The 20,612-nt window shown below is 65.8% G+C and carries 15 protein-coding genes; 10 read left to right on the forward strand and 5 right to left on the reverse strand.

Annotation, left to right across the window (positions count from 1 at the left end):
* The 8 genes from ACO056_RS09580 to ACO056_RS09615 all read left to right on the forward strand — a co-directional run bounded on the left by ACO056_RS09580 (nt 1) and on the right by ACO056_RS09615 (nt 11,990).
* Nucleotides 1-1,758, forward strand: a complete 1,758-nt coding sequence (locus ACO056_RS09580; RefSeq protein WP_421855198.1) for a preprotein translocase subunit YajC — start codon at nt 1-3, stop codon at nt 1,756-1,758.
* A gap of 19 nt (nt 1,759-1,777) precedes the next feature.
* The gene (locus ACO056_RS09585) at nt 1,778-2,968 is read left to right on the forward strand and encodes an XrtA/PEP-CTERM system-associated ATPase (RefSeq protein ID WP_421855201.1); all 1,191 of its coding nucleotides are present in this window, start codon (nt 1,778-1,780) and stop codon (nt 2,966-2,968) included.
* 57 nt (nt 2,969-3,025) lie between these two features.
* Nucleotides 3,026-3,889, forward strand: coding sequence for an XrtA system polysaccharide deacetylase (locus tag ACO056_RS09590; protein WP_421855445.1), 864 nt, complete (start codon nt 3,026-3,028; stop codon nt 3,887-3,889).
* Nucleotides 3,886-4,947 carry a FemAB family XrtA/PEP-CTERM system-associated protein gene (locus tag ACO056_RS09595; RefSeq protein ID WP_421855204.1) on the forward strand — a complete coding sequence of 354 codons (1,062 nt, stop codon included), beginning with the start codon at nt 3,886-3,888 and terminating at the stop codon, nt 4,945-4,947. The genes ACO056_RS09590 and ACO056_RS09595 overlap by 4 nt, the downstream gene beginning before the upstream one ends.
* Nucleotides 4,944-6,170 carry a TIGR03087 family PEP-CTERM/XrtA system glycosyltransferase gene (locus ACO056_RS09600; RefSeq protein ID WP_421855207.1) on the forward strand — a complete coding sequence of 409 codons (1,227 nt, stop codon included), beginning with the start codon at nt 4,944-4,946 and terminating at the stop codon, nt 6,168-6,170. The genes ACO056_RS09595 and ACO056_RS09600 overlap by 4 nt, the downstream gene beginning before the upstream one ends.
* Nucleotides 6,160-7,722, forward strand: coding sequence for an exosortase A (xrtA, locus tag ACO056_RS09605; RefSeq protein WP_421855210.1), 1,563 nt, complete (start codon nt 6,160-6,162; stop codon nt 7,720-7,722). The genes ACO056_RS09600 and xrtA overlap by 11 nt, the downstream gene beginning before the upstream one ends.
* A gap of 10 nt (nt 7,723-7,732) precedes the next feature.
* Nucleotides 7,733-9,622, forward strand: coding sequence for an XrtA/PEP-CTERM system amidotransferase (locus ACO056_RS09610; protein ID WP_421855213.1), 1,890 nt, complete (start codon nt 7,733-7,735; stop codon nt 9,620-9,622).
* 106 nt (nt 9,623-9,728) lie between these two features.
* A complete protein-coding gene (locus ACO056_RS09615; protein WP_421855216.1) occupies nt 9,729-11,990 on the forward strand; it encodes an EAL domain-containing protein in 2,262 nt (753 codons plus the stop codon).
* 465 nt (nt 11,991-12,455) lie between these two features.
* Here the strand turns inward: ACO056_RS09615 and zapE are convergent, their stop codons facing one another.
* From zapE to ACO056_RS09635, 4 genes are all read right to left on the reverse strand, one after another.
* Nucleotides 12,456-13,574 carry a cell division protein ZapE gene (gene zapE, locus ACO056_RS09620; RefSeq protein WP_421855219.1) on the reverse strand — a complete coding sequence of 373 codons (1,119 nt, stop codon included), beginning with the start codon at nt 13,572-13,574 and terminating at the stop codon, nt 12,456-12,458.
* Entirely contained in the window at nt 13,571-14,041 is a 471-nt protein-coding gene (locus ACO056_RS09625; RefSeq protein WP_421855448.1) for a PaaI family thioesterase, read from the reverse strand. The genes zapE and ACO056_RS09625 overlap by 4 nt, the downstream gene beginning before the upstream one ends.
* A gap of 25 nt (nt 14,042-14,066) precedes the next feature.
* On the reverse strand, nt 14,067-14,849 hold the full coding sequence (locus ACO056_RS09630) for a succinate dehydrogenase iron-sulfur subunit (protein WP_421855222.1): 783 nt from the start codon (nt 14,847-14,849) through the stop codon (nt 14,067-14,069).
* A 201-nt stretch (nt 14,850-15,050) separates the two neighbouring features.
* Nucleotides 15,051-15,233 (reverse strand): Flp family type IVb pilin, encoded by a 183-nt coding sequence (locus ACO056_RS09635; RefSeq protein WP_421855224.1) that lies wholly within the window; start codon nt 15,231-15,233, stop codon nt 15,051-15,053.
* 305 nt (nt 15,234-15,538) lie between these two features.
* Between ACO056_RS09635 and ACO056_RS09640 the strand changes: the two genes are divergently transcribed.
* Nucleotides 15,539-16,171: a class I SAM-dependent methyltransferase gene (locus tag ACO056_RS09640; protein WP_421855227.1), complete on the forward strand. Its 633-nt coding sequence runs from the start codon at nt 15,539-15,541 to the stop codon at nt 16,169-16,171.
* Between the two features lie 88 nt (nt 16,172-16,259).
* On the opposite strand, the gene ACO056_RS09645 is transcribed toward ACO056_RS09640, so the two are convergent.
* Nucleotides 16,260-19,055, reverse strand: coding sequence for an Rne/Rng family ribonuclease (locus ACO056_RS09645; RefSeq protein WP_421846203.1), 2,796 nt, complete (start codon nt 19,053-19,055; stop codon nt 16,260-16,262).
* 634 nt (nt 19,056-19,689) lie between these two features.
* On the opposite strand from ACO056_RS09645, the gene ACO056_RS09650 reads away from it, so the two are divergent.
* Nucleotides 19,690-20,574 carry an N-acetylmuramoyl-L-alanine amidase family protein gene (locus ACO056_RS09650; protein WP_421846204.1) on the forward strand — a complete coding sequence of 295 codons (885 nt, stop codon included), beginning with the start codon at nt 19,690-19,692 and terminating at the stop codon, nt 20,572-20,574.
* Nucleotides 20,575-20,612: the final 38 nt, after the last annotated feature.

Below are 20,612 nucleotides of genomic sequence, written 5' to 3' on the forward strand. Positions count from 1 at the left end.
ATGGCGCGCACTCCAGACCATGCGTTTGCGGCCGCCATGCTGGCGCTGACCCTTGCGGCCGGCACGGCGCATGCGCAGTCGCTGCCCTATGGCGATCCGGGCGACAGCGAGTCCATCTCGGGCGGCGACGGCGCGCCTGCGGATACCGCCGACAGCTCCCGCAGCCGCGGTTCGCGCCGCAGCGAGCGCAGCATGGGCAGCGCGGGTGGATCCGGGCGGATGAAGATCCAGCCCTACATCGAGCTCAGTCAGAGCGTGCTTGCCCGGCTCGAGCCGGTCCACGAGACCTTGACCTATTCGAGCGTGGCTGTGGGCGTCGATGCATCGCTCAAAGGACGGCGGACCGAGGGCGCGGTTTCCGTGCGTTATGAGAGGCGCTTTGCCGAAAGCGGCAACATCGTCAGCAACGATACGGTTTCGGGCCTCGCGCGGGTGCGTCACGATCTCATCCCGCGCGAGCTGACTATCGAGGCGGGCGGGCTTGCCACGCGCACCACGTTCGACGCGAGCGGCGCCTCGCGCCTTGGATCGGTGCGGACGGGCGATCAGGTGGCGCAGGTCTATTCGGTCTATGCGGGCCCTGCGGTTTCGACTCACGTGGGCGAAGTTGCGCTCAAGGGTTCCTACCTCGTCGGCTATACCAAGGTGAACACGCCGCGCCTCCCGGTCACGGGCCTGCCGCCGGGCCAGCCCCAACCGCAGGGCGATATCTTCAATCACTCGGTGGCGCAGTCCGCGCAGGTTTCCGCTGGAGTTGCGCCGGGCACTGTCCTGCCCATCGGGCTGACCGCGAGCGCGGGCTACAATCAGGAAGACATTGCCAACCTCGACCAGCGCGTGCGCGAACTGCGCGCCGGTGTGCAGGCGACCCTGCCGGTCAATTCGGAGCTGGCGCTGATCGGGGATGTGGGCTGGCAGGATGTGAAGGTGTCTTCGCGCGATGCCGTGCGCGGGCCGGGCGGCGTGCCGGTGGTCGGCAGCGACGGCCGCTATGTGACCGACAAGTCCAAACCGCGCCAGATTGCCTATGACGTGACCGGGCTTACCTGGGATGTCGGCGTGATGTGGCGCCCCAGCCGCCGCACGTCGCTGAGCGCCTTCGTCGGTCGCCGCTATGACAGCATGACGTATTACGGTTCGCTGTCCTACACGCCGAACGCGCGCAATGGCCTGCAAATCGATGTGTTCGACGCGGTCAGCGGCTTCGGCTCGACTGTCGGCAACGCGGTTCGCGGCTTGCCGACCGATTTCACCACCGATCGCAATCCGTTCAGCGGCGATATCTCGGGCTGTGCGGCGGGTGCGCAGAGCGGCGGCTGCGTCAATGGTGCGCTCGGCTCGATCGCTTCTGCGGCGTTCCGCACGCGCGGCGTTTCGGCTTCGTACAGCCACATGGCGGGCAAGCTGCGCATGGGGCTGGGCGCCGGGTATCTGCGCCGCAAGTTCATCGGCGCGCAGGGCACCGTGCTTGCCTCAGCCAACAACCGGACGGACCAGACAGTCTACGTCAACGGGCAGATTTCGGGGCCGATCGACCGGCTCACCGCTTTCACCGTCGGCGTCTACGACAGCTGGTACAAGTCCGGTGTTTCGGACCTTGCCGACGTCAACGCCATCGGTGTCAACGCCGGACTTTCGCGGCAGTTTACCCGGCGCCTTGTCGGCAGTGCCGCGGTCGGGCTCGATTCGCTCAATCGCAAGGTCCTCGCCGATGAACTGGTCGCCACCGGCCAGGTCGGCCTGCGCTACAATTTCTGAGAGAAGGGCGTCCCCCACGATGTATGACAGGTTTTACGAGCTGACCGGACGGCCCTTCCAGCTTACCCCCGATCCGGAGTTCTATTTCGAGAGCGGCACGCACCGCAAGGCGCTGTCGTACCTTGGCTATGGGCTGGCGCAGGGTGAAGGCTTCATCGTCATTACCGGCGCGGTGGGGGCGGGCAAGTCGACGCTCGCGGCGCATCTCCTCGCAACGATCGACCGGCAGCGACTGACCGCCGCGCAGATCGTGACCAGCCGGCTCGATGGCAGCGAAATGGTGCACATGGCTGCGCGCGCGTTCGGCCTTGCCGTCGCCGGGCATGACAAGGCCAGCGCGCTGGCAATGATCGAGGCGTTTCTTCACGAGGAAGCGCGCGCCGGGCGCCGCTGCCTGCTTGTGGTGGACGAGACGCAGAACCTTTCGATCGAGGCGCTGGAAGAGCTGCGCATGCTCTCCAACTTCCAGCTCGGTTCGCACCCGCTGCTGCAGACCCTGCTGCTGGGCCAGCCCGAATTCCGCGATCTGCTGCAAAGCTCGCCGCGGCTGGAGCAACTGCGCCAGCGCGTGATCGCGACGCACCACCTTGAAGCGATGGAGCCGGGCGAAGTCGGCCCCTATGTGCTGCATCGTCTTGCCTGCGTCGGCTGGAAGGGGAACCCTTCGTTTGATGCGCATGTATTCGCTGATCTGGCTCTGGCGACCGGCTGCCTGCCGCGCCGGATCAATCAGGTGGTCGGACGTCTGCTGTTGATGGGCGCGGTGGAGCAGAAGTCGCGTATCGACAGCGCCATGCTGGCCGAAGTTATCGCCGATCTGGAGCGCGACGGCACGCTGGCCGATCCGGCTGCACCCGCGCCTGCCCCGGCGCCGCTGATCACACCTGCCGCGCAAGCCGCGCCTCAGGCTGAACTGCCAGCCGCCGCCATTGCCGGTCTCGCTGGTCTGCAGCAGGCGGTTTCGGGCCAGGCGGAGCAGATCGTCGAACTGCAGAAGGCCGTGCTCGAACTGGCCGACATGCCCGCTACCCCCGCCGGGCTGCCGCTGGCAGATGCGCGGTTCGATACGCTGGAAGCCGCCCTCGGCGCCTTGCAACAGCGCATCGTCGCGCTCGAGGCGCGCGGGGCGGAGCAGGAGCAGGCGATCCGCCACGTGCTGACGATGCTGATCGAGTGGCTCGAGAACGACACCCCGCGCCGCGCCGCCTGAAGGAGCGATGACGCCATGTCCCGCCCTGATCTTGAAAATCCCCGCCCCTCCGGTGCCATGCTCAACGGCATGTCGGTCGACGTCGAGGACTGGTTCCAGGTCGGCGCGTTCGAACATGTGATCGGGCGCGGCGAGTGGGACGGGCTCGACCGCCGCGTGGAAGCAAACTGCGACCGCGTGCTGACGCTGTTTGGCGATGCCGGGGTCAAGGCGACGTTCTTCACGCTCGGCTGGGTGGCGAAGCGCCATCCCGCGATGATGCGCCGGATTGCCGCTGAGGGCCATGAGATCGCCAGCCACGGCTGGGACCACAAGCGCGTTTTCGCCATGGGCGAGGCGGCGTTTGCCGAGGATATCACGCGGGCGCGCGGCGTACTGGAAGATACCAGCGGCGGCGCGGTGACGGGATACCGTGCGCCGAGCTTTTCGATCGATGCGCGCACGCCCTGGGCGCATGAAGTGCTGGCGCGGCAGGGTTACGCCTATTCGTCGAGCGTGGCGCCGATTGTCCACGATCACTATGGCTGGCGCGAGGCGCCGCGCTTCGCGTTCCGCCCGGTCGTGGGATCGCCGCTCGTCGAAGTGCCGGTGACGACGGTGGAGCTTGCCGGTCGGCGCATGGCGGCAGGTGGGGGCGGGTTCTTCCGCCTGCTGCCTTATGGCGTCTCGCACTGGGCGGTCGACCGGGTCAACCGGCGCGATGGCCGGCCCGCGGCGTTCTATTTCCATCCCTGGGAAGTCGATCCCGACCAGCCGCGCCGCGACGATGCGCCGCTGCGCTCGCGCTTCCGGCACTATACCAACCTTTCAGTCATGGCCGGAAAGCTCAGCCGGCTGCTGGACGCGTTCGAGTGGGGCCGGATGGACGCAGTTGTCGCGGCCGAAGCCGCGCGGCTCGATGCCGAGCAGGTGGCAGCATGAACGCGCCATTCCGGCCTTCGCTGACCGCAGTTCGTCTTGCCGATCCGGGAGATCGGGGCGCGATTGCGCGCTTTGTGGCGGAAGCTGACGGCGCGACTCCTTTCCACCGGCCCGAGTGGCTGGAAGCGGTGACGCATGCGGCGGGACATCCCGCGCATGTGCTGATCGCCGAGCGAGGCGGAGCGATTGCCGCGCTGCTGCCCATGCATGCGGTCCATTCGCCGTTGTTCGGCCGCGCGCTGGTTTCGAGCGGATTTGCGGTTGGCGGCGGCCTGCTGGGCGATGCGGATGCCGCGCCCGGCCTTTTTGCGGCGGCGACCGAACTCGCGCGGCGGCTGACCTGTCCGACTGTCGAAGTGCGCGGCGGGGCGATGCCCGACGACGAGGCCTGGCACATCAAGCGGGACAGCCACGCTGGCTTCGTCGCGCCGCTTGCCGCCGATGATGAGGCGCAGCTCACCTGGATACCCCGCAAGCAGCGCGCCGAGGTGCGCAAGGGGCTGGCCAACGCGATGCAAGTGCTGGTCGGCCGCGATGCGCGGGACCGCGACTGGCACTATGCCGTCTACGCCGAATCGGTACGCAATCTCGGCACTCCGGTGTTTCCGCGCGCGCTGTTCGAGGCAGTGCTCGACAGGTTCGGCCAGGATGCCGATATCCTGACCGTCGTGCATGAGGGCCGCGCCATCGCCTCGGTGCTCAGCCTCTATCACCGCGGCGCGGTGATGCCCTACTGGGGCGGCGGGGTGCATGCGGCGCGTGGGCTCAGGGCCAACGACGTGATGTATTACGCCCTGATGTGCCATGCGCGCACAAAGGGCTGCGACCGCTTCGATTTCGGACGCTCGAAGACCGATACCGGCGCCTATCACTTCAAGCGCAACTGGGGTTTCGAGCCGCAGCCGCTGAGCTACGCAGTGTGGAGCGCCGATGGTGCGCCGCCGCGGGACGTCAATCCGCTTTCCCCGCGCTACAAGGCCAAGATCGCGCTGTGGCAGAAGCTGCCGCTGGGGATCGCCAACCGCGTCGGGCCGTTCATCGCACGGGGCCTTGCATGAGCGAGGTCCTGTTTCTTGCCCACCGCGTGCCTTATCCGCCCGACCGGGGGGACAAGATCCGCTCCAACCACCTGCTGCGCCGGATCGCGGAAATTGCGCCGGTGCATGTCGGCGCGCTTGCCGATGATGCGGCGGACCTGGCGCAGGCCAGTGCGGTAGCCGAGCTTGCGATGAGCCACTGCATTATCCGCCGCAGCGCGCCGCTTCCCCTCGCCGCGCTGGCAGCGCTGGGGCAGGGGCTGCCGGTGAGCCTTGCCGCCTTTGCTTCCGCCAAGCTGCAGCGCTGGGTGAACCATGTGCTGGAAACCCGGCCCATTTCGGCGATCTTCGTGTTTTCGGGGCAGATGGCCCAATATGTTCCGCCCGAGTTCCGGGGGCGGGTGGTCATGGATTTCGTCGATGTCGATTCGGCGAAGTTCGAGGCCTACGCCCAGACCGGTGCGCTGCCGCGCCGCCTGCTCTATGCGCGCGAGGCACGGCTGCTGCGCCGTTTCGAGGAAGTGGCGGCGCGCCGCGCGACGACGAGCCTGTTCGTCAGCCGCGAGGAGCGCGCGCTGTTTGAAAGTCGGCTGTCCGGCAGCGCGCGGCCCGATGTGCGGGCGCTGGGCAACGGCATCGATACAGAGCTGTTCGATCCGGCGGCAGTCACCCCGGCTCCTGAGCTGGCGGGTGAAGGCCCAAGCATCGTGTTCACCGGGCAGATGGACTATCCACCGAACATCACAGCGGTCGAACTCTTCGCGCACGAAGTGATGCCGCGCATCCGGGCAGCTCAGCCTGAGGCCCGCCTCGCCGTGGTCGGACGTGCGCCGACCGCCGCGGTGCGTGCGTTGGAGGGGATCAATGGCACCTTCGTTACCGGCGCCGTCCCCGATGTTAGGCCGTGGCTGGCAGGGGCGGATCTGGTGACTGCGCCGCTGCTGATCGCGCGCGGGGTGCAGAACAAGGTGCTTGAGGCAATGGCAATGGCGCGCCCGGTGTTGCTGACGCCGGCAGCGGCTACGGGCATCGACGGCCTTGATGGCGAACACTTCGCGCTTGCCGAGGCGCCGCTGGCGATGGCCGAGCGGGCGCTGGCACTGCTGGCGGACCGCGATGCGGCAGCGGCCATGGGCGCTGCGGCGCGGCGTTTTGTTGTGGCCGAGTGCGGCTGGGACCGCGTGCTCGCGCCCTTGCGTGCGCTGATTGCCGGTCCGACCGGGGCCGGAGCCGATGCTGCCTGAAACTGCGCTGCCCGCGCGGCCACCAGGCCTGCTTGCCCGCGTGCCGGACCATTGGCGCGCGCCGCTGATCCGGCTGGCTGCGGTGTGGCTGGCGCTTATCGTGCTGTTTCGCGGCGATTGGCGCGACATGGCGTGGCAGTGGTGGGACAGCTCGACCTACAATCATATTCTGCTCATTCCGCCGATCCTGGGTTGGCTCGCCATGCAGCGCGCAGCCGAAACCGCCCCGATCGTGCCGCGCGCGTGGTGGCCTGGCCTCTTCGTTGTGGGCGGCGCGGTGTTCCTGTGGGTGCTGGGAGACTTTGCCGGGCTCAATCTGGCGCGGCAGCTGGCGGCTGTCGTGATGCTGCAAGGTGCTGCGCTGCTGCTGCTGGGACCGCGCGTTGCCGCCGCGCAGCTGTTTCCCTTGGGTTATATGCTCACGCTGGTGCCCTTCGGTGACGAGCTGATCCCGTTCCTCCAGACAATCACCGCCAAGCTGACGATGGTGCTGCTGGCGTTAAGCCATCTGCCCGCGACGATCGACGGCGTCTTCATCTCCACCCGCTTCGGCTATTTCGAGGTGGCGGAGGCCTGTTCGGGGGTGAAGTTCCTCATCGCGATGTTCGCCTATGGCGTCCTTGTTTCCAACGTGTGCTTTGCCAGCTGGCGGCGCCGGGCGGGGTTCATGGCGCTTTCGCTGGTGGTGCCGGTCCTCGCGAACGGAGTGCGCGCGTGGGGGACGATCTACATCGCAAGCTGGCGCGGGATCGAGTTTGCGGCCAGCTTTGACCATATCTTCTACGGCTGGGTGTTCTTCGCGCTCGTCATGATGCTCGTCATGGCCGTGGGCTGGCGCTTCTTTGACCGGAAAATCGACGCGCCGCTTGTCGATGGAGCGGCCATCGCAGCCTCGCCGCTGCTGGCGCGGCTGGAGCGCATGGCATTGCCGGCTCCGGCAGCGCTGGGCGGAATTGCCGCGCTCGCGTTGGCAGGCCTTGCGTGGAGCGCGGCAGCGAGCCGGATCGCGGCGCCGATGCCCGATCTCATCACGCTCCCGGCGGTACCGGGCTGGCACATCGACGACGGCAGCCCACGGGCCGAATGGCACCCGCTGCACACCGGTGCCGATCACCGGCTGGTGACGCGCTATGCCGATGGCAAGGGCCACGTGGTCGATCTTTCCTTCGGGCTCTACGCGTCGCAAGGCGATGGCAAGGAGGCGGGCGGCTTTGGCCAGGGCGCGCTCCCACTCGGCAGCCGCTGGGCGTGGGAGGAGCCGGGAACGGCGTTTGCCGACGCCAAGAGCGACGTGATTCAGGCACCCGGTCCAGTTCACCGGCTCGCCGTGACCTGGCTGCGCACTGGCGATCTGCTCACGGGGAGCAACACCCGGCTCAAGCTTGCCAACATGGAAGACCGACTGCTGTTGCGTCCTCGCGCGACGATGACACTGATCTTGTCCGCCGAAGCCGGTGAACACGTTCCGCCACCCGACGAATCGATCCGCAGCTTCCTTGCCGCCATCGGCCCCATCGCGCCGTGGATGGACCGCATGGCGCGCGTCCGGTAAGCGCTGGCCTATGTGCGGCATTGCCGGGATCTTTCATACCGAGGGCCTGAAGCCTGTCGATCCGGACCGGGTGGCGCGGATGTGCGCAGCTGCGGCGCATCGCGGGCCGGACGGGCAAGGGGTGTGGACTGCGCCGGGTGTCGGCCTCGGGCACTTGCGGCTTGCCATCATCGACCTTGCCGGATCGCCGCAGCCGATGGCCTCGGCCGATGGCGCGGCGATGCTGGTGTTCAACGGCGAGATTTACAATTTCCGCGAATTGCGGCGCGAACTGCAGGCCGATGGCGCGACGTTCCGCACCGACGGCGACAGCGAGGTGATCCTTGCCGCGTGGCAGAAGTGGGGGGTGAACTGCCTGCCCCGCCTCCACGGCATGTTCGCTTTCGCGCTCTATGATCTGAGGCAGCGCACCTTGCTGCTGGCGCGCGACCGGCTGGGGGTCAAGCCGCTCCACATGGCGACGCTCGCCGATGGCAGCGTGATCTTCGGGTCCGAACTCAAGCAACTCCTCGCGCATCCCTCGCTGCGGCGGGAGATCGATCCACTGGCGGTGGAGGACTATCTCGCCTGGGGCTTTGTGCCCGATACGCGTGCGATCCTGAAAGGCGTGGAGAAGCTGCCGGCCGGCCACTACCGCCTGCTGCGCCACGATGCCCCGCCGCCGTCGCCGGTGCAGTGGTGGGACGTCTCGTTCGAAGCGCGCGAGCGTGGGAGCGAGGCGGATCTCGGTGCGCATCTGTTGCACCACCTGCGCGAGGCGGTAACCTCGCGCATGGTCGCCGATGTGCCGCTGGGCGCGTTCCTCTCGGGCGGGGTGGACAGCTCCAGCGTCGTCGCGCTGATGGCCGAGGCGAGCCGCGAGCCGGTGAAGACTTGCACCATCGGCTTCGATGTGAAGGCGCTCGATGAGACCGAATATGCCGGGCGCATCGCCGAGCAATATGGCACCGAACACCATCAGCGGATCGTGGGCGCGGATGACTTTGCGCTGGTCGGCAAACTCGCGGCGATGTTCGACGAACCCTTTGCCGATGCCTCCGCCTTGCCGACCTACCGCGTCTCGCAGCTGGCGCGCGAACATGTGACCGTGGCGCTATCGGGCGACGGCGCGGACGAGGCTTTTGCCGGATACCGCCGCCAGACGTTCCAGCACCGCGAGGAGCAAGTGCGCGGCTTCATGCCCGCCGCACTGCGCCGCCCGCTGCTGGGCGGGCTGGGTGCGCTTTATCCCAAGCTGGACTGGGCACCGCGGCCCTTGCGGGCGAAAACGACGCTGCTCAGCCTCGCAGGGAGCGGCGAGGAGGGCTATGCCCGGGCATTGGCGGTAACCGGGCCCGAACTGCGGGCGAGCCTCTATTCCGAGGATTTCCGGCGGCTGCGCGGCGATTACCGCGCCGAGCAGCCGTTTGTGGAACTGATGCGCGCGGCGCCTGCGCGCAGCGGGCTCGACCGGGCGCAATATGCCGATCTCAAGTTCTACCTGCCTGGCGATATTCTCACCAAGGTCGATCGCACCAGCATGGCGGTCAGCCTCGAGGCGCGCGAGCCGCTGCTCGATCATCGCCTGATCGAGTTCGGCGCGCGACTTCCGGAGCGAATGCGCGTGCGCGGCAAGACTGGCAAATGGCTGATGAAAGAGGCCATGCGGCGCTATCTGCCGGAAGATATCCTGTTCCGGCAGAAGATGGGCTTCGTCACGCCGATCGCCTCCTGGCTGCGCGGGCCGCTCGCCGAGGAAGCGCGGCAGGTCGTTTCCGGCGGCACTCTGGCGCGCACCGGCTGGTTCGACACAGCACGCCTCGCCGCTCTGGCGGAGGCGCATATCGCGGGAACAAGCGATCACAGCAGGCTTATCTGGCAATTGCTGATGTTGGACAGAAGTTTGAATATAGTTATATAAAACAGATACTTGATAACATACACGGTTGAATCTGGCGGCAGAACCTTAAACCAATATCAACCATTTCGGACTAGGCACGGGTGTCAACATCCCTTCTGGGCGGTCCATGCGGCAGTTCCTGCGTACCTCTTTCGGCATTTCCCTGCTTGCCACATTGCTTCTGGCGATGATGGCGGCTGGCGAGCCGCTGGCGCATGGCTACTGGAACATGCTGTTCAAGAACCTGCAGCGACCGGCGCCGGCTTCGACCGTGCTGCTGACAATCGACGATCAGAAGAACCTGACTTCCGCCGGGCTCACCGAGATCCTTGGCCGCCTGCGCCTTCGCATGCCGCGGCGCGTGCTGATCGATGCGGCGCTGCCGGTCGGCGAGAACGCCGCTGACGATGCGGGGCTGGCACGGGAAGTCCACAGCTACGGCTCTGACATTGCCTTCATCGCCCGCTCCGACAAGATCGACAATTTCGGCAAGGATGCGATTATCCTGCCGCCGCGGCAGATCACCGGCAATGCCGAGGTGCTGGTTTCGGCGTGGCGCGGGAATTTCGTGCTCTATGCCGTTTCAGCCCCGTACGCGGTCGACATCGACGGGCATAAGTACAGCACGGTTTCTGCGGCGCTCGCGGGCGTTCGCTCGGGCTTTGAAGGCGATTACTACCCCGATTTCAGGGTTGATCCTGCGACGATCCCGCGGCTCGCTTCGCACGAGCTTGTTGCGGGAGCAGCCAGCGCCAGCAATCTGACAGGACGAACGGTGATCGTGACCGGGTTGAACAAATCCCCGTCCATTCTGTATTTCGGCCATAGCTATACACCTGCCGTCGCGCTCGATATTGCCGGGGCCGAGGGCCTCAAGGCGCCATTCTCCCTCTCGTTCGGACCTCGGCTCGGCTCGTTGCCGATCCTCGCGCTCGTGGCATTGCTGGTCTCGTTCGGACGGCGTTCGAGAGGCTGGCGCAAGGTTGCGGCCTATGTTGCGGCCCTTGGCTCCGTCGCGCTTGTGCCTGCGCTGCTGCGCACGCAAGGCATCGTTTTTGCGCCAGACACGGCCTTCATCTTTCTCGGGATCTACGGCACGATCCGGCTCTGGCAGAAGCGTGCGCGGCGCATTCAGCTGACCAGCGCATCGGGCCTGCCCAATCTGCTGGCACTGGCAAACAATCCGATTGCGGTCGGATCCGATGTCGTTGTCGCCGTCGTAGCGCGCTACGAGGAAATCCTCGCGACTTTGCCGCAGGATCTGCACAGCGAATGCGCGCGGCAGATCGCGCGGCGTATTGCTGCTGGTTCCGGGGCCGATACGATCTACCACGGCGATGGCGGCCATTTCGCCTGGGCTGAAGAAGCCCGTCCGCTCGAAATGCAGCTCGATCACCTCGAGGGCCTGCGCGCGCTGTTTGCCGCCCCGTTGCTGATCGGCACTCGCACCTTCGATACGAACATCCACTTCGGGCTGGATCGCAATGAAGGCCTCGATTCCCCCACCCGGGTCAATTCCGCGCTCGCCAGCGCCAACGAAGCCTTGTCCAATGGCCGCGCGATCGAGCTGTTCGAGGCCAGCCGCCTTGCCGAAGCGCCCTGGGAGCTTTCGCTACACGCGCGGATCGAGGAAGGCCTGCGCAACGGCGATATCTGGCTGGCCTTCCAGCCGCAGTGGAATCTCAAGGAAAACCGCATGTGCGGGGCGGAAGCACTGATCCGCTGGAATCATCCCACGCGCGGGCCAATTGCGCCCGATGCCTTCATCCTGCAGGCCGAGCGCGCCGGGCGCATCGATGCCCTGACTTACTGGGTGCTCGATCTGGCGATTACGGCTGCCCTGGCGCTCAATGCGCGTGGCCCGCGCTTCCAGATGAGCATCAACCTCTCGGCGCAGATGGTCGACAAGCCTGACCTTGTGGCCAATTTTTCCGACGCGGTGCGCCGGCGTAGCATCGATCCGAGCTTGCTGACGATCGAGATCACGGAAACGTCGAGTGTCCGCAACCGGCCTGCCGCGTGCCAGAACCTGACTCGGCTGCGCGAACTGGGCTTCCGCCTCTCGATCGACGATTTCGGCACCGGGGAGGCCAGTCTGGCCTATCTTGCCGACTTGCCCAGCGATGAGCTGAAGATTGACCGGCGCTTCATCGACCGCCTCGGGACAAGCCCGCGCGACCAGGCGATCGTGGCGAACACGATCACGCTCGCGCATGCACTTGGCCAGACCGTGGTGGCGGAAGGGATCGAGCGGCCAGAGACTTTGGCCATCCTCCAGTCCATGGGCTGCGATTATGCGCAGGGGTATCTTCTGGGCCGGCCTGTCACGTATTCCGATCTGGAGAGGACATATGCGGCCAGCCTGAGCCGAGCCGCCGGGCAAGTTTAAGAACTTGTTAACCAGACCGATTAAGTATATATCTGCACCATCGCAACCCGATGGAGGCATTTATGATCTGGCATTATATCTTCCGTTGATTATCGGAAATGCTCCGGATTCCTGACGTCATTTGATGTTTTCCGAGCATGGCCGAATCGAATTCGGTGCCTCAGAGAAGGACCGAAAAAATGCATAAATCTTCAAACTCGAATCGATCGTGATGACGTCATGACGTCATCACGATCGCCGAGAATGGGGATTTTTTTGTGTCTGTGCGCTTGGTTTTAGTCTGTGCTTGCCGGTTAGGACCGGCTTCAGCTAGCCCAGTTGTGGCGCTCACTCGGGCTGCAATTCGCAGAGGCTGCCACGCACTGTACCCCGCCGCTGTTCTCTGAACGGCGGCCTCGGGGCCTCAAAACTTCGCTGCAGTCTGTGGTCGCCGCCGTCGGCGCGCGGCTTTACCCGGGAGGGCGCTCAGTCCTCGCCGTGGCCCAGGGCGAGATAGTCCCGGCTTTGCATCTCGATCAGGCGGCTCACCGTGCGTTCGAACTCGAAGCGGCCGTCACCTGCGGGGTACAGGTCTGCAGGCGCCGCGTCGGCCGTCGCGATCAGGTTAACCTTGTGCTCGTAGAGCGCGTCGATCAGCGTGACGAAGCGCGCGGCCTCGTTGCGCTGGTCGGGTCCGAGCCGCGGGATGCCCACGAGGATCACCGTGTGGTAGTTGCGCGCGACGGCGAGGTAATCCGCCGCCCCCCGCGCCTCGCCGCAGAGGCGCTTGAAGCTGAACACCGCGACGCCCTTGAGGCTCTTGGGCACATGCAGCAAGCGCCCGCCGCCGAGATCGAGCGAGCCGGTGGGGACGTGGACGCTGTCCTCCGGCGGATAGTCGGTCAGGCGGAAGAAGGCCTCGCGCACCGCTGCGGTCGCTTCCGGGCCGTTGGGGACGTGCCAGGTGCCCACGCCCTGCATGCGGGCCATGCGGTAGTCAGTGGGTCCGTTCAGAGCGACCACGTCGAGCCGGTTCTCGATCAGTGCGATGAAGGGCAGGAAGTGCTCGCGGTTGAGCCCGTCCTTGTAGAGCTCGCTCGGCGCGCGGTTCGAGGTGGTGACGACGGTAACGCCGAGACCGGCAATGAGCGCGGTGAACAGGCGGCCCATGATCATCGCGTCGGCGCTGTTGTTTACCACCATCTCGTCAAACGCGAGCACGCGCGCTTCGGTGGCAATTGCGGCAGCGACCGGCGGGATCGGATCGCCGCGCTCCTTCTGGCGCTCGACGCGCAGGCGGGCGTGCACATCGAGCATGAACTCGTGAAAGTGCGCGCGGCGCTTGGGGTGGGCATCGAGTGTGTCGTGGAACAAGTCCATCAACATCGACTTGCCCCGTCCCACACCGCCCCACATGTAGAGCCCGCGCGGGCTGGCTGGGGGCTTGCTGCCGAGCAAACGGCTCACGAGTCCAGGCCTGGGAGCAGGGCGTTCCAGCTCCTGCTGGAGGGCATCGAGACGGATAGCGGCGGCGGCTTGTTCGGGATCGGGCTTCAATTCCCCCGCCGCCACAAGCGCGGCGTAGCGGGCCGCCAGACCGCTCATCGCGCCGAGGGCTTGCGCACGGTTCCGTTGAAGGCGGCGACGAGGTGGTCTTCCTGCACCACCGTGCCGCGCAGGAAAATGAGGCGGCGGGTTTCGCGCAGCACTTCGACCACCGCATCAAGCGGCTTGCCGACAATGCCCGCGCCGATGAACTGGGTGGAAAGATCGAGTGTCACCGATCCAGCGGCATCGCCATCGATGGCGTGACGCATGCAGGCGAATAACGAAACGTCGATCAACGACAGCGTGATCCCGCCGTGGACCGCATCGAGCAGATTGCTGTGGCGGCGTTCGGGAAACATGCGGAGGCGGACCGCCGGGCCGCCGCCGGGCAAGTCTTCCCGCCGGACCAGCAGCGGGCCCATCACATAGGCGTTGAAACGGTCCTGATCCTTCAGGTCCCAGGTGTACCAGCCGGGATGGTCCGCCGAGGGGCCATAAGTGAAAGCGGCGTTGTCGACGGTCATGACAGGCTGCGGCAAGTCGCTCGCCTCAGAGCGAGCGCTCGACCTGCATCTTCTTGATTTCCGCGATCGCCCGCGCCGGCGAGAGGCCCTTGGGGCACACGTTGGCGCAGTTCATGATCGTGTGGCAACGATAGAGGCGGAACGGATCCTCAAGCTCGTCAAGCCGCTCGCCGGTCATCTCGTCGCGGCTGTCAGCCAGCCAGCGGTAGGCCTGGAGCAGGATTGCGGGGCCGAGGAACTTGTCGGAGTTCCACCAGTAGCTTGGGCACGAGGTGCTGCAGCAGGCGCACAGGATGCACTCGTAAAGCCCGTCCAGCTTTTCGCGCTGCTCGGGGCTCTGCAGGCGCTCCTTGCCCGAAGGCGTGGGCGAGACGGTCTGCAGCCAGGGGCGAATCGAAGCGTACTGCGCATAGAAGTGCGTGAAATCGGGGACGAGGTCCTTGATCACTTCCATGTGCGGCAGCGGGGTGATGCGAATCTCGCCCTTGAGGTCCGTAATCGCGGTGGTGCAGGCAAGGCCGTTGCGGCCGTTGAGGTTCATTGCGCAGGAACCGCAGATGCCTTCGCGGCACGACCGGCGGAAGGTGAGAGTCGGGTCTTGTTCGCCCTTCATCTTGATCAGCGCATCAAGCACCATCGGGCCGCACTGGTCGAGATCGATCTCGAACGTGTCATAGCGCGGGTTCTCGCCACTGTCGGGATCGTAGCGATAAACCTTGAACTTCTGGATCTTTCCTTGCGTGGCCGCCGGGAAATGCCGCGACTTGCCATTGACCTTGGAATTCTTCGGAAGCGTGAAGGTCGCCATCGAGCCGTCCTTGTTGATCAGATACGTTGATCGGGTTCGAAAAAAGGATGAACAGTCCTTAGCGAAACCGTGGCGGCGGGCAAGGGGGCAGGGGGCAAAGTTGGCCTACCCATGGTGACAGGTCGGGCCGGCTCCACCACAAACGAAAGGGGCGGGGAACTTTCGTTCCCCGCCCCCGAACGTTTCGCTTGCGCGAAGCTCTTAGAGCTTGCCGTCCGAAGCGTTGTTCATCTGGGTCGAAACCAGATTGAACGTGTTCGACAGCGAGTTGCCGAGCGCGCCCATGGCGGTGATCGCGGCAACGGCGATGAGAGCGGCGATCAGGCCGTATTCAATCGCGGTAGCACCATCTTCGTTCGCGAGCAGGTTCTTGAAAAGCGTCATGTTCGATCTCCTGAGTTGGCGCCCCACGCGCCACCCACCCCTCTATGTCTTCCGTGGTGAGCAAGGCCTTATCTACGCATAACCTTCTAACAATCCCCTAACGCCCGATGCGCTTTGCGCGAATGTGACTTTGTATAAAAATTCTATATATCAAGGAGATAATCCCTCCAAATGGGTGGCATCGGCAAAATATCGGGCGCAAAATAGATATAATTCGACTCGGTGAAACGACCTTCCGAGGCGCTTGTCGGCCAGCGGCAGAGCGTGCAACAACAGCGTCAGTCGGCTTTGGAGGGGAAGCGCCAATGGGTTTCAAGTCATTCTGGGACCGGCACATGGTGCCGCGGCTCATTCGCACCTGCTGCGGTGCGCCGGGCATCATGGATCTGCGTGGGCAGGTGGTGCCCCGGGCACGCGGCGCGGTGTTCGAGATCGGCTGCGGCGGCGGCTTCAACCAGCAGTTCTACGACAAGGACGCTGTAACGTCCTTCGCGGGGATCGACCCGTCCGACAAGCTGCTCGATTTTGCGCGTGCGGAAGCGGCCAGGAAGGGCTGGGCGACGGATATCCGCCACGGCGTGGGGGAGGCGATCCCCTTCGCCAGCGAGAGCTTCGATACGGTGGTCTGTACGTACACCTTGTGCTCGGTCAGCGATCCGCAACGCGTGCTGTCCGAGTTGCAGCGGATCCTGAAGCCGGGCGGGCAATTCCTGTTCCTGGAGCACGGCAGCGCGCCTGATGCGGATGTGCAGCGTTGGCAGCAGCGAATCGAACCGTTCTGGAAGCCGATTGCCGGTGGCTGCCACCTGACCAGGCCGATCACCGCAGCTGTCCGACATGCCGGGTTTGATGTCTCACCGATCGGGCAGGGCTATTTGCCGGGCAATCCGCGCTGGGCGGCGTGGATGGAATGGGGCACCGCAACCCGGCTCGCCTGACAGGACGAGCTTCCCAAACAAACAAAAGGCCCTCCCCGGCGCAGGTGCCGGGGAGGGCCTTTGTGTTTGTGCGCCAGAACGCTGTGGATCAGGCGCCGAAGGTGCGTTGCCACCAGCCGCGGCGCGGCTCGCCCGGCTTGTCGTCGGCCGGAGCAGCGGCGGCATTGGCCGGTGCTTCGGCAGGCGTTTCCGCTTCGGTTTCTGCGACAGGCGCTTCCTCTGCCGGCGCAGCGGGTGCTTCGGCTTCGGGCGAATCGCTTTTCTTGCGGCGCGCACGCTTCGGCTTGGCCGTAGCTTCCGGCTCGGCTTCAGACACAGGCGCTTCGGCAACGACCTCGGCAACCGGCGCTTCGGCTGCCGCTTCGGCGGCATCAGCCTTCTTGCGGCGGGTGCGCTTGGGCTTGGCGGGCGCTTCGGCTTCGGCCTCGGCTGCTACCGGTTCCGGAGCAGGCTCGGGTGCCGCAGCTTCGGCTTCGGCTGCAACCGGCTCGGCGTCTGCCTTGCGGCGACGCGAACGGCGCGGCTTGGCGGGCGCTTCCTCGGCAGCTTCGGCCGGAGCCGGCGCTTCGACAGCCTCGATGGCTTCGTCGCCAGCGGTATCGGCTTCGTCACCCTGCGCTTCGCCGCCTTCGGCATCGCCGCCCTGCGCTTCGCCATCACCGCGGCCACCGCGCCGACGACGACCACGGCGGCGGCGCTTGCGTGGGCCGCGCTCATCGGGGCGCTCGTCGGAGCGTTCGCCGCTTTCGCCGCTTTCGCTGCCTTCAACGTCCTCGTCGCCTTCGTCCTCGCCTTCGGTGTCACCCGCTTCGCCCTCGCTGGCGGCAGACTGGGCGATCTCGTTGCCATCGCGGTCACGACCGCGACCGCGGCGGCGCTTGCGCCGCTTGCGGCGACCGCCTTCGCCATCGCTTTCGTCACGATCCCGGCGTTCGCCGCGCGGCTCGTCCTGACCTTCGGCTTCTTCCTCGTCGGCGTAGTCGTCGTCCTCGTCGATGTCCGTCTCAGGCTCGATGATGGGCTCGAAACGCGGCACGAACGATGGCTTGGGCCCGCGCGAGGCGACGCGCATCTTGGCGCCTTCGTTCTCGCCCTCGGGGATCACCTCGACCGTCACGCCGTAGCGCATCTCGATCTCGGCCAGATCGCCGCGCTTGGCATTGAGCACGTAGATCGCGGCTTCCTGGCTGGCATAGAGCGTGATGATCGTGCCCTTGCCCTTGGCGGCCTCGTCCTCGATCATGCGCAGGGCCGAGAGGCCTGCCGAAGAGGCGGTCCGCACGAGGCCCGAGCCATCGCAATGCGGGCAGGCGCGGGTCGTCGCTTCGAGCACGCCGGTGCGCAGGCGCTGGCGGCTCATTTCCATCAGGCCGAAGCCCGAAATGCGGCCAACCTGAATGCGCGCGCGGTCGTTGCGCAGCGCGTCCTTCATCGCCTTCTCGACCTTGCGGACGTTCGAGCCGTACTCCATGTCGATGAAGTCGATCACGACAAGCCCGGCCATATCGCGCAAGCGCAGCTGGCGGGCGATTTCGCGCGCGGCTTCAAGGTTGGTGCTGACCGCGGTCGCCTCGATGCCATGCTCCTTGGTGGAACGGCCCGAGTTGATGTCGATCGAGACGAGCGCCTCGGTCGGGTTGATCACGAGGTAGCCGCCGCTCTTCAGCTGGACGACCGGATCATACATCGCGGTGAGCTGGTCCTCGGCGCCGTAGCGCTGGAATAGCGGCACCGGATCGGCATACTGCTTCACCCGCTTGGCGTGGCTGGGCATCAGCAGCTTCATGAAGTCCTTGGCGGCGCGGTACCCGTGCTCGCCCTCGACGACGACTTCCTCGATATCGCGATTATAGATGTCGCGGATCGCGCGCTTGATGAGGTCGCTGTCGGAATGGATCAGCGCAGGCGCGGAGGACTTCAGGGTGCGTTCGCGGATCTCGTCCCACAGGCGGGCGAGATAGTCGAAGTCGCGCTTGATCTCGGGCTTGGTGCGCTGGAGGCCGGCGGTGCGCACGATACAGCTCATCGTGCGGGGCAACTCGAGCTCGGCCATGATCGACTTGAGGCGCTTGCGGTCTGCCGCCGAGTTGATCTTGCGGCTGATGCCGCCGCCATGGCTCGAATTCGGCATGAGCACGCAGTAGCGGCCCGCAAGGCTGAGGTAGGTGGTGAGGGCAGCGCCCTTGTTCCCGCGCTCTTCCTTGACGACCTGGACAAGCAGCACCTGGCGGCGCTGGATCACGTCCTGGATCTTGTAGCGGCGGCGCAGCGCCATGCGGCGGGCGCGCAGATCGTCGGCCTCACGCGCCTGGGCGCGGGGTGCGCGCTGGCGGCGGGGGCGGCGCGAACGGCCGTCTTCGCCGCCTTCTTCGCCCTGCTCATCGTCGGCTTCGTCGCCGCCGTTGCCGTCTTCGTCTTCGAAACCGTTTTCGACGACGCCGCCCTCGATCGTGGCGACTTCGTCCTTCTCCGAAGTATCGACTTCGGTGACGCCTTCATCACCGTCGTAGTCGTAGCGGTCATCGCCGCCTTCCTCGTCATCAAGGTCGCCGTGCTCGGCTTCATCAGCGGCGCGCAGCGCGGCTTCTTCCTCGGCGTGGGCGGCTTCCTCGGCAAGGAGCGCCTCGCGGTCTTCCTTGGGGATCTGGTAGTAATCGGGATGGATTTCGCTGAAGGCGAGGAACCCGTGGCGATTGCCACCGAAATCGACGAACGCCGCCTGAAGCGACGGTTCGACGCGGGTTACCTTGGCGAGATAGATGTTGCCCTTGATCTGCTTGTGATCAGCAGATTCAAAATCGAACTCTTCAATCCTGTTGCCATTGAGCACCGCCACCCGGGTTTCTTCCTGGTGGCGCGCATCGATCAGCATGCGCGTTGTCATTACAAAGTCTCCAGCCGCGCGGCCTCGGGGGTGAACCCGGGTTCTGGGCGCGGTTCAATGTGAAAGCGCGATAGCCGTCTTGGCCGGGCCTGGCAGGTGCCGGGGCCGGAACAGGGCGTTTCGCGAATGCGGATTTGCCGGTTCGCAGCGCGGGAAGGGACGCATGCGCGGTCCCCAAGCGCTCGCCGCCCGGCGGCGGTTGGTGCGTGTCTGTCTTGAAGATGGTCCGTGGCGACTGGCACGGACCGATGCCCGCCAAGCCCGCACGGGCCCCTGAAGGGCTCCTCGGCTCGAACGGTGCACGGATTTGCATCAAGACATCAACCTCTGGCGCGAGAAAGGCTGGGCAGGGCCTGTGCCTTTTCGCTGGTACTTCAGGCGCGGGCCAAAAAAATCCAACCAGGGCAGCGCCTTGTTCCGATAAACTGAGATACGGGATCATTTGCCGCATCGCGTTTCGGGGGCGGAGCCGAGGCCATTCCGGGCTCGTTCCAGATTGGCACTGCTAGCACCGGATTTGCCAACCAGCAATTAAAACCATGACAGTGAGGCTGCGGGCATGTGTCAGCCCCGCGCGAACCACGTAGCAATTCCGCTGGACCGGCTGGCAGTCTGCATTGCATAGCCGCGAGCCATGACGAGGCGGGTGGTGATTGCGGTAGGGCTGGGGGCTGCGCTGGCCGTGGTGATGGCCGCCGCGATCCTGCTTGCGCTGGCGCGGTGGGAACCGGCGCGCCGCCCGGATTATGTCGTGCGGATCACCATGCCCGAGCGGACGGGCGCGATCGGGCTGCCGAAGGTGGAGGGCCCGGCCGATGCGAGCCGGCCACTGGTGGTGATCGATGCAGGGCACGGCGGGCATGACCCGGGCGCGAGCGGGCAGCACGGCGAGCGCGAGAAGATGATAACGCTTACGCTCGCGCTGGCGCTGCGCGATGCGTTGCTGGCAGACGGACGGGTGCGCGTGGCCCTGACGCGAGACGGTGACCGCTTTCTCGCGCTGGAAGAACGTTCGGGAATTGCGCGGCGGCTGAAAGCGGATCTCTTCATTTCGATCCACGCCGACGCTTCGGAATCGCCCGATGCCACCGGCGCCACAGTCTACACGCTGTCCGACCGGGGATCCGATGCCGTGGCCGATGCGGTCGCGCGGCGGGAAAACAAGGCCGATACGGTGAACGGGGTGGACCTCGGCGGCAAGTCCGATGCGGTGACGGCGATCCTAGTCAGTCTCTCGCAGCGCGAAATGCGCGCGCGGTCGCAGGCCTTTGCTGCGCTGGTCCTGCGCGAGGGGGACGGAAAGGTGCGCTTCCACACTGATCCTGAGCGCGAGGCTGCATTTGTCGTGCTGAAATCGCTCGACCTGCCTTCGGCGCTGATCGAGGCCGGTTATATCAGCAGCCCGGACGATGCCCGCGCGCTGGTCAATCCGGGCTGGCGCAAGAGCTTTGCCGCCGCCGTGGCCTCGGCAATCGAGATCTACCTTGCCCGGACGACGGTCGCCTCGGCCATTCCCTGAAGCTGGCCACTGGCAATCGGGCGAAAGGCCATGCTAAA

The organism is Novosphingobium sp., assembly GCF_965228995.1.
GTDB lineage: Bacteria > Pseudomonadota > Alphaproteobacteria > Sphingomonadales > Sphingomonadaceae > Novosphingobium.